The organism is Streptomyces asoensis (assembly GCF_016860545.1).
Classification (GTDB): Bacteria; Actinomycetota; Actinomycetes; order Streptomycetales; family Streptomycetaceae; genus Streptomyces; species Streptomyces asoensis.
Window position 1 is genome coordinate 1,393,281 of record NZ_BNEB01000002.1, and the last position, 13,973, is coordinate 1,407,253.

Genomic DNA, 13,973 nt, shown 5'->3' on the forward strand with positions numbered 1-13,973 from the left:
CCGTGAAGGGCTTCCATGCGTGACATGAACGAGGACGCGGCGGTCGGCGCCGCCCAGCGGGCGACCGCCGAGGCGATCGAGGGCGTCGGGGACCAGGGCCCGAGCGTGACGGACCTCCTGTCCATGCTCACCCCCACGCCCCCGCCGACACCGGCACAGGCCGCATCGCCCGGCCTCGCGGCCGCTGAGCCCGGCTGCGCGGTGACAGCGGACACCACACCACCCCGACCTGCGCCTTCGCCGACCGCGCCCGCCGCCGGGCCGGTTGCGCCCGCATCGCCCGGTCCGGCGGCGGCCGAGGCTGCCGTACCGGCTTCGCCGGCCGCGGACGGCGTTCCGGCCGCGGAGCGGGCGCCCGTCCCGGGTCGGGGTAAGGCTTCCGGGGCGGGTGGGTCCGACGCGTCGATCGCGCCCGTCCCGGACGTGCGGGGTCTCGCCCTCGCCATCGCCGACGCGGCCGGACGCCATCTGCCGAAGGGGCGGCTGGACCTGGATACCGACTTCTTCGACGCCGGGGGCGGCTCCGTGCACGCGGTGGAACTCGCGGCGGAGCTGGAGCGCGATCTGGGCGTCGAGCTGAGCCTGGACGACGTGTTCGCCGACGCGCGCCCCCTCAGCCTGGCCCGCCGCTGGCTCGCGGCCACCGGCCTCACCACCGGTACCGTCCCCGAGACCTCCGGGGAGGCGGCCGCGCCGTCCGGAGCCGGGACACCGGCCGTCGCCGTCGTGCCCCGTGGCGCCCAGCCGGTCACCACCCTTGCCCTGCCCGACTTCCCGCCGTCCGGCGAGCCCCCGCACTCCCGGGCCCGGCAGGAGGACCTGGAACAGATCCTGGCCGATCTGGCCCTCGCCGACCGGCTGCCCTTCGTCCGCTCGCCCGAGCCGCTGCCGCCCCGGCGGATCCTGCTCACCGGCGCGACGGGCTTCCTCGGCGGGCATCTGCTGCTGGACCTGCTCCGGCACAGCGACGCGCACGTCCACTGCCTGGTGCGCGGCGCGGACGAGGCGTCGGCCGCCGCCCGCCTCGGCGAGAGCCTGCGCGGCTACCGGCTGCCCTGGAACTCCGAGATCCGCCGCCGCGTCACCGTCGTCCCCGGCGATCTGCGCGAGCCCCGTCTCGGTCTCTCCGAGGAGCAGTGGCTCACCCTCGCCCGGGAGCTGGACAGTGTCGTCGGCGTGGCGGCGGCCGTGGACTTCCTGCGCGGCTACCGGTCCCTGCGGTCCGGCAACGTGCTCGGCACCCTCACCCTCGCCGAACTCGCCGCCACCGGACGGCCCAAGCCGCTGCACCACATCTCCTCGATCGCCGTGTTCAACGAGGTGGGCATCACCTCCATGGGGGAGGACGACCCCTTCGCGCACGTGGACGGGCTCGTCGCGGGCTACGACCAGTCCAAGTGGGCCGCCGAGACCGCCCTGCGCCGCGCCCGCGACCACGGCCTGGTGGTGTCCGCCCTGCGACCGGGCGGCATCGGCGGCCACAGCAGGACCGGCGCCTACAACCCCCAGGACCTGAGCAGCGGACTGATCTCGGCCTTCGGCCGCTTCCGCACGGTGCCGGCGTTCCGTCACCTCAATGTGGCACCGGTCGACTGGGTCAGCCGCGTGGCCGCGGCCGTCGTCTGCGAACCGGACGCGTGGGGCTTCGACTACCACCTCACCGGTGTGCCCGGCACCCTCGACGACGTCGTCCGGGACATGGCGTCGGGCGGCATGCACGTCCGGGTGCAGGACTGGGACGCATGGCGGGCCGACGTCCTGGCCCGTCTGGAGGCCGAGCCGGTCCCCGAACTCGGTTTCCTGACCCGGGTGTTGCGCAGCCCCACCGCCCTGAAGCTGTGCGAGGCCACGCTCGGCGGCCCGGCCGCCGTCGCCGCCCGCACCGACGCCCTCGTCGAGGCGCTCGGCCTGCCGCCCGCCGCGCGCTACGACGCCCGCGCCCAGCTGCGGACGTTCGAGAAGCTCGCCGAGGACGGTCTCGGCCGCCTCCCGGGCAAGGGCGACCAGCCCTACCTGTGGTTCGCCGAGACCGCCGAGGGCAGCGTCCGCGCCCTGGACGGCGGCACGGACGACACGCCCTGTGCCCTGTCCCTCACGCTCTCCGTCGCGAGCATGCACCAGCTCGTCGAGGAGCGCAGGATCGACGTCACCGGCGAGGTCGTGTGCCCGGCGATCCACGGCCGCCCGCTCACCGTCGTGTCCGGCGACGTCTGGGTCCGCCCCGACGAGGGCATCCCGCGCCATCACGGCCTCAAGCACCAACTCCTGCGCTACCGGATCGCGTTGAGTGACGAGGACGGCGAACTGTGGTGGCTGGAGGGCCACAAGCACGCGCGGGCCCGCCGTGACCTCTGGCACCAGACCCGCGCCCTGACGATCGAGGCCGGCCGCGAGGGCGGACCCGCCGTCCTGGCCGGCGAGGTCGTCGTCCCGGCCGACTCCTACGTGCGGGACCAGATCGACGGCATCAAGGTCGCACCGCACCTCACCGCGGGGGAGAAGCGCGCCGCCAAGCTGACCTGGCTCGCCTGGTTCGGCCTGGAGATGGGGCGCGGTCTGCTCGGCCCGTTCGCCCGGGCCGCCGCCGACCTGCTCGACCTGCGCCGCACCCCGAACCTCACGGAGCAGCACCGATGATCTTCCGGACCACCCCCGCCCGCCGGCCGGCCCTGCGCAGGGTGCGGACCACACCCGCGCCCCGGCCCCTGCGCCACCGCCTCGACCCGGCCCGCGTCGAGGAGATCCCCCTGCGGGCCCCCGACGGCGTCCGCCTCGGCCTGACCCGCATCCACACCGGCGACACCGGACGCCCGGCCGTGCTGCTCCTGCACGGTCACACCGCGTCCGCGGACATGTTCCTGCTCCCCGAGACCCGCAACCTCGTCGACTCGCTCCTCGACGACGGCTACGAGCCCTGGCTGCTCGACTGGCGCGGCAGCTGCCGCCTGCCCTACAACGAGACCGGGCAGCGCTACACGTACGACGACGTGGCGCTGTACGACGTCCCGGCGGCGGTCTCCCACATCCGGGCGGCCACCGAGGACCGGCCCCTGTTCGTGGTGGCGCACTGCATCGGCTCCCTCGCCCTGTCGCTGAGCATGACGGCCGGACTCGTGCCCGGGCTCGCCGGGGTCGTCTCCCAAGGGGTGTTCCTCACGCCGAAGCTGGCGGGGCGCACCTCGCTGCGGATGTCCGTCGCCGGGGAGCTGCTGAAGACCCGGATCGACCACATCCCGGTCGACTTCCGCAAGGTCGGCCTGTGGTCCCGGTACACCCCGCTGTTCGCGCTGGCCTCGCGCGGGGCGACCTGCCCGGACCCGACCTGCCAGATCCTGCACAACTCGGCCTGGGGGACCGGGGCCTCGCTCTTCGTCCACGAGAACCTGAGCGCGGCCACCCACGACCGGCTCGCCGAGCTGCTCGGCCCCGCCCCGCTGTGGATCCTGCCCCATCTGCGCCGGATCGAGCTGGCCCGCAGCGTGGTCCGCTGGCACGAGACCGACCGGCGCTACGCCGCACTGCCGCCCAACGCCCTGGACGCGGCCGGCCGCGTCGACGCACCGGTCCTGCTGCTGTCCGGCAGCGAGAACGGGCTGTGGCTCGATTCCCAGCGGCTCTGCCACGACGTCCTCGCCCACCGGCAGCCCCACCTGGACGTCCGGTACACGGAGATCCCGGGCTACGGTCACCTCGACACCTTCCTCGGCCGCGGCGCGGCGCTCGACGTCTTCGGACACATCCTCGAATTCCTGGGCGAACGACGGTGACGGCAGCCCCGGCGGCCGGTTACCGTACGCGTCAGTAACCAGGACCGCACCGCAGGAGGCACCATGCCGCAGCTCGAAGTCGCCGGCGCAGCACTGACGTACGACGACGAGGGTCCGCGCGACGGCGACGGCGTGCCCCTGGTGTTCGTGCACGGGTGGACGGCCAACCGGCACCGCTGGGACCACCAGGTGGCGCACTTCGCGCGTAAGCGCCGGGTGGTCCGGCTCGACCTGCGCGGGCACGGCGAGAGCGGCGGGGCGGGCGTGAAGACGGTCGCGGAACTGGCCGCGGACCTGCTCGCGCTCCTCGACCACCTGGAGATCGAGCGGTGCGTGCTGGTCGGCCACTCGATGGGCGGCATGATCTCGCAGACCGTCGCCCTGTCCCACCCGGAGCGGGTGGAGCGCATGGTGCTGGTCAACTCCATCGGGCGGATGACCTACAGCCGGGGCCGGGGGCTGCTCATGGGCGTCTCCACCCTCGTCCCCTTCAAGCTGTTCGTCGCCGCGAACATCCAGCGCGCCTTCGCCCCCGGCTACCCCCGCGAGGAGATCCGCGCCTACGTCAAGGCTTCCGCGGACACCCCGCGCGAGGTCGTGATGACGCTGTACGGCGCCATGCGGGCCTTCGACGTCCTGGACCGGGTGGGGGAGATCCAGGCCCCGACCCTGATGATCCACGGCTACCACGACATCCAGCTTCCGGTGCAGCAGATGCTGCGCATGGCCAAGGCCTATCCGGACGCCACGGTCCGCATCCTCGACGCCGGACACGAACTCCCCGTCGAGAAGCCCGCCGAGCTGACGGCGGCGATCGACGCGTTCGTCGGCGGCAAGCCCGCCTGACCGCCCGCCGGGGGGACCGCGTCCCGGTCCGCAGCGTGCGCACGCCGTCTCACCGCCTGCGTGTCAGCAAAAGCCGTCCGGGTCCGCCGCCTTCCAGTCCGCCTCCCAGGACCGCGGCGGCCCGGCGAGCAGCTCACCCGGCGCCAGCCACTCGTACAGTTCCGCGTACGAGCGGGCCGGACCGGTGTCCGACCGCCGCACCAGATGGGCGGGGCCGAGCCCGCCGGGGTCCCGCACGCCCATGGCCGCCATGATCCGTACGGCGTCGCGCACCGTCTCGTGCTGATGGAGCCGCACCCGCCGGGCCCCCTCGGCCACGTGCAGGGCGCGGGTCCGCAGCGGGTCCTGGGTCGCGACACCCGCCGGACAGCCGCCCGTGTGGCAGCGCAGGGCACCGACGCAGCCGAGGGCGCGCATCATCGAGCGGGCCGCGTTGGTGTAGTCGGCGCCCTGCGCGAGACGCCGCACGATGTCGGCGCCCGTGGCCACCCCGCCGCTCGCCCCGATCCGGACCCCGCCCCGCAGCCCGACCCCGGTCAGCGCGTTGTGCACCGTGATCAGCCCCTCGGTGAGCCGCATGCCGAGGTGTCCGGCCAGGCCCGCCGGAGCCGCGCCCGTACCGCCCTCCGAGCCGTCCACGACCACGAAGTCCGGGGCGACGCCCTCCGCCACCATCGCCCTGCACACGGCGAGGAACTCCTGCCGCGACCCGACGCACAGCTTGAACCCGGTCGGCTTGCCGCCCGCCAGCTCCCGCAACCGGGCCACGAACAGCACCAGTTCACGCGGCGTCGCGAACTCCCGGTGCCCCGCGGGCGACACCACCGTCTCGCCCGCCGGCACCTTCCGCTCCCGCGCGATCTCGGCGCTCACCTTCACCCCGGGGAGCACCCCGCCGGTGCCCGGGGACGCCCCCTGCGACAGCTTGAGCGACACGCACCTCACCTCGGGCAGCGCCGCCTTGTCCGCGAACTCCCGCGCGTCGAAGCCGCCGTCGGCGTCCCGGCAGCCGAAGTACCCCGTCCCGATCTCCCAGACGAGGTCGCCCCCGCCCCGCAGATGGTGCTCCGACAGCCCGCCCTCACCGGTGTCCTGCGCGAAACGCCCGAGCTCGGCACCCCGGTTGAGGGCCAGGACCGCACGCGCCGACAGCGCGCCGAAGCTCATCGCGGACACGTTCAGCAGCGCCATGTCGTAGGGCCGGGTGCAGCCCGGCCCGCCCACCCGCACCGACGGCGGCTCCTCGGACGCCTCCACCGGCCGCAGCGACGACACCAGGTACTCGTCGTCCGGGCCGTGCGCGACGCCGACGGGTACGGCGCGGACCTCCACGCCGTCGCCGGACGGCTCCCGCGCGCCGGCCGGGACGCGGCGCACCGCGGCCGGCTCCGGGCGGTACCGCAGACGGCCGACGAGCGGGTGGTTGCGCAGGACGGGGCGCCGCCGCTGGAGCAGGTCGCGGCCGCCCAGACAGGCCGCCGCCAGCAGCGGGACGGCCACGGTCCACCACCACGGGGACCGTGCGAGCGAGGCGAGCACCGCCCCGGTCCCGAGCACCCACACCAGGAGCAGTGGCAGGAACCGGCGCACTCAGCCGTCGTCCTCGTCGGGCCCGCAGGAACTGCCGGTGGGCGGGAGCGAACCGTACAGCAGGAAGTCGTCGACCTTGCGGTGCACGCACTTCGACGACCCGTACCCGGTGTGACCGTCGCCCTTGTTGTCGAGCACCACCGCCGAGGAGCCGAGCCGCTCCGCCGTCTCCACGGTCCAGCGGTAGGGCGTCGCCGGGTCCCCCCGTGTGCCCACCAGGAGCATCTTCGGGGAGTCCAGGTCTTTCACCTCGTCGCGGATGAAGTCCGTGCCCCTGGGGCGGCCGTAGCACATCAGGACCTCGTTGAGGCGGTAGCGGCCGAACACCGGGGACGCCTTGTCGTAGGCGGCCCGCAGCCTGGTGAGATCTGCCTTGACCTGCGCGGCCGTGGGGCGGTCGGGGTCGTCCGCGCAGTTGATCGCCATCAGTGCCGCGGGCAGGTTGTCGAGGGGGACGTCCTCCTCGTCGACGAGCGCCCCGGGGGAGGGGTCGGGGCGGCCCGCCGTGCGCAGCGGCAGCGGGAGGGCGGAGCCGCCGCCCGCGAACCCCAGGACCCCGCTCGCGTCGCCGCTCTCGACGAGCTGCGCCAGCGCCCGCTCCAGCAAAACCCACAGTTCCCGGCTGTACAGGCCCTGACCGAGGGCGGCGACGAGGTCCTGGCCGGAGAAGTCGGCGCCGAAGTCCGTCGGCACCGGATCCTCGTCGAGCGAGCGCACGAGCCGGACGACCTCCTCGCGGCCCACGCGCGGATCCTGCCCGAACGGACAGGCGATGTCCTTCGTGCACCAGCCCACGAAGTCGTCCAGCGCCACCTGCTGCCCCCTGGCGCCCGCGACGCCCTGCTCGGTGAGCGGCTCGGTCAGGGTGTCGACACCGTCGAGCACCAGCCGGCCCACCCGGTCGGGGAAGCGGGCGGCGTACACCGCGCCGAGCCGGGTCCCGTAGGAGAAGCCCAGGTAGTTGAGGTCCTTGTCGCCGAGCGCCGCGCGCAGCACGTCGAGGTCCTTGGCCGCGTCGACCGTGCCGATGTGCGGCAGGACCGGACCGGAGTGCTCGGCGCAGTCGGCGGCGACCCGCCGCAACCGGTTCAGCAGGCCCTGGGGGTCGGTGAGCGCCGAGGCGTCCTCCAGGGTGCTCAACCCGCTGTCCTCGCCCTCCCCGCAGCTGACGGGGGAGGAGCGGCCCACCCCGCGGGGATCGAAGGACACGACGTCGTACTCGTCGGTGAGGTCCATGAACTGTTTCCCGCCGTAGGCGAGTTCGGGGACACCCGCGCCCCCGGGGCCGCCGAAGTTGAGCACCACCGAACCGCGTTTGTCACCGGTGGCGCGGTAGCGGGCCAGCGCCAGCTCGAGCGTGCCGGCCCCGGGGCGGCCGTAGTCGAGCGGGACGGTCAGTCGGGCACACTGGAGATCGTCGGGCATGCCTTCGCCCTCGCAAGCCGACCACGCGATCTTCTGTCCGTAGAACCGGGACAGGTCGGGACGGTCGCCGCCGTCGGCGTTCCGGTTCGCGGTCGCGGTGGGCAGTCCCGCACCCACCAGGGTCAGGGCGGCGGTCGCGGCGAGCGCGCAGCGCCGCAGTCCGGGCCGCGTCGGCAGCTTGGCCAGCATCAGTGCCTCCAGGGACGCCCGCAGCGGTCCGGGAACGGCGCCCGAGCTCACGATAAGCGGCCCGCGGAAGGCCCGCCTCCGGGCGGGCGGGGCCTGGTCGCAGGCCCGCCGGGGCCCGTGGTCCGCCCGCCGTGCGGCGCCCGTACGAGGGGTTCGACACCAGTTCGAGGAGACGTCCCGTGAGGGACCCCCAAGGGGGTGAATGGACGCGCGGGCATTACCCGCCCCGGTCCGGCGGCGTTCTACGGGTGCGGGCGAGTGCCCGCGATCCATGTCTGGAAGGCAGGGACCCATGAGACGGGTTACCCGAACCGGTGTGATGGCCGTCGCCGCAGTGTCGGGCGCGATGGCCGTGGCACTGCCCGCGCACGCCGACTCCGCCGCGGACGGCTCCGCGGCAGGCTCGCCCGGACTGATCTCCGGCAACGGCGTGCAGCTGCCGGTGCACCTCCCGGTGAACCTGTGCGGGAACACCGTGAACGTGGTCGGCGTGCTGAACCCCGCCGCGGGCAACACCTGCGCCAACCAGGGTGCGGGCGGGACGTCCGGGAAGCACGGCGCGTCCTCCGGCGGCGGAGCCACCGCGCGGGGCGCCGAACAGGGTTCGCCGGGCGTCGTCTCCGGCAACGGCGTCCAGCTGCCGGTCCACCTCCCCGTCAACGCCGGCGGCAACAGCGTGAACGTCGTCGGCATCGCGAACCCGGCGTTCGGCAACCGTTCCGTCAACGTCTCCGACGAGGAGCCGCAGCCGCCCGTCGAGCCCGAGCCGCGGCCTCCGGTGCGGCACAACCCGCCCTCGCAGGCCCAGCACCCGGGCCCGCGGACCGACCCGCCGGCGCCCGCGGTCCGGAGCACCGTGCCCGAGGCCGTCGGCTCCCTCGCCCACACCGGTTCCGACGCCGCGGCGCCCGCGGTCGCCGCCGCGGCCCTGCTGCTCGGCGGAGTGGCCCTCCAGCGGCGCTTCCGGCCTCGCCCGCAACGCTGAACGCACCGCGTCCGGCAGCATCCGCCGACCCCCTCGTACCCCGGCCGGTCGGGACACCCCCGGTCGGGACACTCCTGGTCGGGACGACCCCGGTCGGGACAGGGGGCCTGCGACGCACCCGCTCAGGGCGACGACCGCGGCGGCGGCCCGGGCCCGCCCCGGGCCGCCGCGGCCGGACCCGGCCGTCATGGCCGGTCCACCCCCATCCTCGGGAAACCCGACCGGGCGTCAGGACCGGCCCGGGCCTTCACGGGTGGACCGGGACCGCGCACCCGAGGCCGGGCGGGGCGCCCGGCCTCGGGCCCGCCGAGGCACCGGACCCTGACCCCGCCGCGCGGACCCTGCCCTCACCGCGCCGACCATCTCCGGCTCCGCGCCGGGAAAGCGTGGGCCCGGCCCGCCGCGACGGCCGTGAGGGCCGGCGCGACCAGCGGCAGCGCCGTCCACGGCAGGACACCCGGCCCCCGCGCGTCCAGGACGACACCGCCGAGCAGGGAACCGCCCGCTGCTCGACTCCGGCCTGACCACCGAGATGATCCGCACGCTCCTAGCGCCAACCTGGCGGCCGTGCGCCCGGACGGCGGCGCCGCGGACCGCCGTCCCGTGGCGGGACCGTAAACCCGTTGTGGGGGCCGGTCGGGGATGCTGGAGTGAGGCCATGGATCACGCTGCGGTACTCGCCCTGTACGACCGGGACATGCGTGAAGGCGCGCGCCCGGAGAGCTCCGACGCGCGCGTCGAACGCACCGGGGGCGTGGTCCGTCACGTCGGCGGCGAGGACGGCTGGAGCGGGGTGCTCTGGTCGGACCTGGACGCGTCCGACGCGGACGCGGCGATCGCGGAACAGATCGCCTACTTCACCGGACTGGGGCACGAGTTCGAGTGGAAGCTCTACGGGCACGACCGCCCGGCCGACCTGGGCCGGCGGCTCGTCGCGGCGGGTTTCACGGCCGATCCCGAGGAGACCCTGATGATCGGCGAGACCGCCGACCAGCTGGTGGACGCGCAGCCGCCCGAGGGTGTCCGCATCGTGCCCGTCACCGACCGTGCGGGTGTCGAGCTCATGGTGGAGGCGAACGAGAAGGCCTTCGGCCGTGACGGCTCCTGGCTCCGCGACCTGATGGACGCCCGGCTGTCCAGCGACCCGGACGCGATCGTCGCCCTTCTCGCGACGGCCGACGGCGTGCCGGTGAGTTCGGCGCGGATGGAACTCCTGCCCGGCGCCCGGTTCGCGGGCCTGTGGGGCGGCGGCACCGTCGAGGCCTGGCGGGGCCGGGGGATCTACCGCGCGCTGATCGCCCACCGCGCCCGCATCGCCGCCGAGCGCGGGTACCGCTACCTCCAGGTCGACGCCTCCGACCAGAGCCGCCCTATCCTGGAACGCCTGGGCTTCGCCCCTCTGAGCACGACGACACCGTACGTCTACACGGGGGGCGACCGGCGTCGCGGGTAGCGCGGACGGGGCCGCCGGGTCCGCCGGACCGGCGGACCCGGCAGGCAAGTGTCGACGTTTTCGCTCACGTTATTGCCCGCGTTTGATGTTCACCGGTCAGTCATGCCATGTACCTTTCAATCGTTCCACGCGGGTAGAACCATCGAATCCGGTGTCTACGCGCGAAGATTTGGCGCCCGCACCCGCCTCGTGTCCCCCACCTCACGGAGGTTCGCCGGATGCTCGGATCACAGCGACACCGCCGCAGGGCCACCAGCGCCCTGGCCGGCCTCGGACTGCTCGCCACCGCGGTGGCCCTTCAGGTCGGTACCGACGCCACACCCGCCCACGCGGCCACCCCCCACCGCGTCCTGTTCGACGACGGCCACGCGGAGGAGGCCGGCAACGCCGACTGGATCGTCTCGACCGCCAAGCCCGACCCGCTCGCGCAGGACTCCTCCCCGTCCGCGGAGACGGACTGGACCGGCGCCCTGTCGTCCTGGGGCGTCGCGTTGCAGAAGACGGGCGACTACAGTCTCAAAACCGCCACGAGCGCCCTCACCTACGGCGGCTCGTCCACCACGGACCTGTCGAACTTCGACACCCTGGTCCTGCCCGAACCCAACACGCTCTTCACCACCGCCGAGAAGACGGCGATCATGAACTTCGTGAAGAACGGCGGCGGCCTGTTCATGGTCTCCGACCACACCGGCGCCGACCGCAACAACGACGGCGAGGACGCGGTCGAGATCCTCAACGACCTGATGACGAACAACAGCGTCGACTCCACCGACCCGTTCGGCTTCTCCGTCGACTCCCTCTCCATCGGCTCCGGCTATCCGGCCGCGATCAGCGACAGCGCCGACCCCGTGCTGCACGGTTCCTTCGGCACCGTCACCAAGAGTCTGATCGCCTCGGGGACCACGGCCACGCTCAAGCCGGCCGACAACCCCTCGGTCAAGGGCCTGCTGTACCGCAGCGGCTACTCCGGGAACACCGGCGCCTTCTTCGCCACCAGCACCTTCGGCAGCGGCCGGGTCGCCTTCTGGGGTGACAGCTCACCCGTCGACGACGGCACCGGCCAGTCCGGCAACACCCTCTACGACGGATGGAACGACACCGGCGCCACCAACGCGGCCCTCGCCCTGAACGCCACCGAGTGGCTCTCCGGCGCGAGCGGCGGCGGGGGCGGCACGGACTGCACCGACACCCAGCTGCTCGGCAACGCCGGCTTCGAGTCGGGCGCCACCACCTGGAGCGCAGGCAGCGGCGTCATCACCGACTCCACCGGCGAGTCCGCCCGTACGGGGTCCTACTATGCATGGCTGGGCGGGAACGGCACCGCCGGCACCGAGACCCTCGCCCAGTCGGTGGTCCTTCCTGCGGGATGCACCGCGACCCTCGCCCTCTACCTGCACATCGACACCGCAGAGACGACCACCACCACCGCCTACGACACGCTCCGGGTACAGGTGCTGAACAGCTCCGGCACGGTCCTCGGCACCCTGGCCACGTACTCCAACCTCGACGCGGCCTCCGGCTACACCCGGCGCACGCTCGGTCTGAGCGGCTATGCGGGCCAGACCGTCACACTCCGGTTCACCGGCACCGAGGGCTCCAAGCTCCAGACGTCGTTCGTCATCGACGACACGGCCCTCGACGTCACCTGACGGCCGAACGGGATCGTCCCCGACGGCGCCGGGCGTGACGGCCGGGCCGGTCCGCACGGGCGGACCGGCCCGGCCGTCCTCCGGGGCGGGCCGGAGGTCACCGGCCCGCGAGGGCCTACGGCTTGGAGGTGCTCCTCGCGGCCGTCGCGGTGCACATCAGCCCCAGGATCAGGGCCAGGGCGCCGATGATGATGTTGTTGACCACGACACCGGCGTCCGGGCTGTCGCCGACGACCCAGGGTGCGACGATCATCCAGATGCCCGCCGCGCACATGGCCCAGCTCAGGCCGTACATCCGTGCGGGAGCCGCGGTGAATCCGAGGCCCAGCAGGCCGATCGCGATCCCGACGATCAGGTTGTGGGTGGCGAGCGCCGGCTGACTGACGGTGTAGTGGAGTATCCACGGGGACACGGCGCAGTACAGACCGAGCAGGAACACCGGGCCGTCCACGAGCGCCACATCGCGGCCCTCGAGCATGCGGGCGTACCTCGCCTGCATCTCGGGCACGTCGGGATGTGTCGACATGTCACCTCTGGTGGGCGAGACGTTGGCCATGATTCGTCTCCTTCGACTTCCGGGCCCGACCGCTGAGGAGCGGTGTGCGGTAAGTGCCGCGCCTCACCATTCTGCTCTTATTCGGTCTTTATGTGTAGATCTCGTGCACAGTGCCTGCATCCCTGCAAATCGGAAGCTCGCGGCGCGGGATTCCGGGGGCAGGACCCTTCGAGGATGCCTACGGAGCGTTCGGGTGCCGAAAAGCGATTCGGCAGGGGAGCGCGCGTCCGGTTATTGGTGTGCGCCGGGTCGGCGAGGAGTGGCGCGGGGCGGGACGTCGTCCTGTGAGCGGTGTCCGGGGTGCCTCAACATGCGTCGTTTCTGCGTCGTATCGTCGTCCCATGAGCGCATCCCCGACCTCCGACGACGCCGGCCTCACCACCGGGGCACTGGCCCGCCGTCTGGGCGTGGCGCCCACCACCCTGCGGTCCTGGGACCGCCGCTACGGCATCGGGCCCGCCGTCCGCGCCGACGGGCGGCACCGGCGCTGGCGGCCCGACGACGTCGCGGTGCTGGAGGCGATGTGCCGGCTCACCTCCTCCGGTGTGCCGCCCGCGGACGCGGCCCGCGCGGCGCGGGGCGGGGCGCTCGTGGCCGCCGCGGAGCTCGCCGAGGGGGCGCCGGGGCGGCCGGGCGGGGCGGGCGGCGCCCTCCCGTTCGGCGGCGACGTCCGCCAGGAGTGCCGCGGACTGGCCCGTGCGGCCGTCCGGCTGGACGCGCCTGCCGTCGCGGAGCAACTGGCGGCCGCTGTCGAGGGGCACGGACTCACCGTGGCCTGGCAGGAGGTGATGGTGCCGACCCTGCACGCCGTCGGACGCAAGTGGGCCTCGTCGGGCGACCGGTACGTCGAGGTGGAGCACCTGCTGTCCTGGCACATCTCCACCACCCTGCGGCGCGCCGCCCGCCCGGTCGTGACGGGAGAGACGGGCGGGCCCGGGCCGGTGGTGCTGGCCTGCGTGCCCGGCGAACAGCACAGCCTGCCGCTGGAGGCGCTGAACGCGGGACTCGGCCGGCTCGGCGTGCCCACCCGGATGTTCGGCGCCGCAGTGCCGGTGGAGGCGCTGACCGGGGCGGTGCAGCGGCTGGGCCCGGCCGCGGTGGTCCTGTGGGCCCAGGCCCGCTCCACCGCGAGCCTGCCCCTCGCCCGGCACGTGGCGGACACCCGCTGGGGTGTCACCGGGGCGCGGCGGGCTCCGGCCGTGGTGCTCGGCGGCCCCGGCTGGGCCGGCCGCCCCACCCCGGGCCTGCCCCGTCCCACGGGCCTGGAAGAAGCCCTGACCCTCCTGGCCAAGGCCTACGCCACCTGAGCGACCCGACGACCTCACCCCGCCCCCAAAACCCGCCGCCCCCGGCCCGCGCCTCCCGGCCGGGGTCCCCCCGGCACCTGACCTAGGCGCCAGCGGCCGTACGGCCCACGGCCCACCGCGCTGCGGGCCACGGCCCACGGATCCGCGGCTATGGGGCCTTGCGACCTGCTGGTCACGGCTCACGCCCGTGAGCGCCTGCGGCCCTC

Annotated in this window: 10 protein-coding genes; 7 read left to right on the forward strand and 3 right to left on the reverse strand. The window is 74.1% G+C overall.

All coding sequences use genetic code 11. The annotated features are described in order from the left end of the window. Positions 1-24 precede the first annotated feature (24 nt). The 3 genes from Saso_RS09135 (at position 25) to Saso_RS09145 (ending at position 4,613) form a co-directional block, all read left to right on the forward strand. The gene (locus Saso_RS09135) at positions 25-2,637 is read left to right on the forward strand and encodes a thioester reductase domain-containing protein (RefSeq protein ID WP_229901299.1); all 2,613 of its coding nucleotides are present in this window, start codon (positions 25-27) and stop codon (positions 2,635-2,637) included. Beyond that, positions 2,634-3,767, forward strand: a complete 1,134-nt coding sequence (locus Saso_RS09140; RefSeq protein ID WP_189922399.1) for an alpha/beta hydrolase — start codon at positions 2,634-2,636, stop codon at positions 3,765-3,767. Before Saso_RS09135 ends, Saso_RS09140 begins: the two co-directional genes overlap by 4 nt. 63 nt (positions 3,768-3,830) lie before the next feature. Continuing rightward, the gene (locus tag Saso_RS09145; protein ID WP_189922397.1) at positions 3,831-4,613 is read left to right on the forward strand and encodes an alpha/beta fold hydrolase; all 783 of its coding nucleotides are present in this window, start codon (positions 3,831-3,833) and stop codon (positions 4,611-4,613) included. A 63-nt stretch (positions 4,614-4,676) separates the two neighbouring features. Here Saso_RS09145 and Saso_RS09150 read toward each other — a convergent pair whose 3' ends face one another. Next, positions 4,677-6,203, reverse strand: coding sequence for an FMN-binding glutamate synthase family protein (locus tag Saso_RS09150; protein ID WP_189922395.1), 1,527 nt, complete (start codon positions 6,201-6,203; stop codon positions 4,677-4,679). Continuing rightward, complete coding sequence (locus tag Saso_RS09155) at positions 6,204-7,817, reverse strand: alpha/beta hydrolase (RefSeq protein ID WP_189922846.1); 1,614 nt, start codon at positions 7,815-7,817, stop codon at positions 6,204-6,206. A gap of 319 nt (positions 7,818-8,136) precedes the next feature. Between Saso_RS09155 and Saso_RS09160 the strand changes: the two genes are divergently transcribed. The 3 genes from Saso_RS09160 to Saso_RS09170 all read left to right on the forward strand — a co-directional run bounded on the left by Saso_RS09160 (position 8,137) and on the right by Saso_RS09170 (position 11,904). Continuing rightward, positions 8,137-8,802 carry a chaplin gene (locus Saso_RS09160; RefSeq protein WP_229901298.1) on the forward strand — a complete coding sequence of 222 codons (666 nt, stop codon included), beginning with the start codon at positions 8,137-8,139 and terminating at the stop codon, positions 8,800-8,802. Between the two features lie 658 nt (positions 8,803-9,460). Beyond that, positions 9,461-10,255: a GNAT family N-acetyltransferase gene (locus Saso_RS09165; protein ID WP_189922391.1), complete on the forward strand. Its 795-nt coding sequence runs from the start codon at positions 9,461-9,463 to the stop codon at positions 10,253-10,255. A 218-nt stretch (positions 10,256-10,473) separates the two neighbouring features. Beyond that, entirely contained in the window at positions 10,474-11,904 is a 1,431-nt protein-coding gene (locus tag Saso_RS09170; RefSeq protein ID WP_189922389.1) for a hydrolase, read from the forward strand. A gap of 115 nt (positions 11,905-12,019) precedes the next feature. Here Saso_RS09170 and Saso_RS09175 read toward each other — a convergent pair whose 3' ends face one another. Further along, positions 12,020-12,460 (reverse strand): SPW repeat protein, encoded by a 441-nt coding sequence (locus Saso_RS09175; RefSeq protein ID WP_189922387.1) that lies wholly within the window; start codon positions 12,458-12,460, stop codon positions 12,020-12,022. Positions 12,461-12,801: 341 nt separating this feature from the next. Between Saso_RS09175 and Saso_RS09180 the strand changes: the two genes are divergently transcribed. Next, positions 12,802-13,767 carry a MerR family transcriptional regulator gene (locus tag Saso_RS09180; protein ID WP_189922385.1) on the forward strand — a complete coding sequence of 322 codons (966 nt, stop codon included), beginning with the start codon at positions 12,802-12,804 and terminating at the stop codon, positions 13,765-13,767. The last annotated feature ends 206 nt before the right edge of the window (positions 13,768-13,973 follow it).

Bases quoted from the DNA above. Each gene is read 5' to 3' on its own strand.
- Saso_RS09135 (WP_229901299.1), top strand. From the start codon at position 25: ATGAACGAGGACGCGGCGGTCGGCGCCGCCCAGCGGGCGACCGCCGAG.
- Saso_RS09140 (WP_189922399.1), top strand. From the start codon at position 2,634: ATGATCTTCCGGACCACCCCCGCCCGCCGGCCGGCCCTGCGCAGGGTG.
- Saso_RS09145 (WP_189922397.1), top strand. From the start codon at position 3,831: ATGCCGCAGCTCGAAGTCGCCGGCGCAGCACTGACGTACGACGACGAG.
- Saso_RS09155 (WP_189922846.1), bottom strand. From the start codon at position 7,817: ATGCTGGCCAAGCTGCCGACGCGGCCCGGACTGCGGCGCTGCGCGCTC.
- Saso_RS09160 (WP_229901298.1), top strand. From the start codon at position 8,137: ATGGCCGTCGCCGCAGTGTCGGGCGCGATGGCCGTGGCACTGCCCGCG.
- Saso_RS09165 (WP_189922391.1), top strand. From the start codon at position 9,461: ATGGATCACGCTGCGGTACTCGCCCTGTACGACCGGGACATGCGTGAA.
- Saso_RS09170 (WP_189922389.1), top strand. From the start codon at position 10,474: ATGCTCGGATCACAGCGACACCGCCGCAGGGCCACCAGCGCCCTGGCC.
- Saso_RS09175 (WP_189922387.1), bottom strand. From the start codon at position 12,460: ATGGCCAACGTCTCGCCCACCAGAGGTGACATGTCGACACATCCCGAC.
- Saso_RS09180 (WP_189922385.1), top strand. From the start codon at position 12,802: ATGAGCGCATCCCCGACCTCCGACGACGCCGGCCTCACCACCGGGGCA.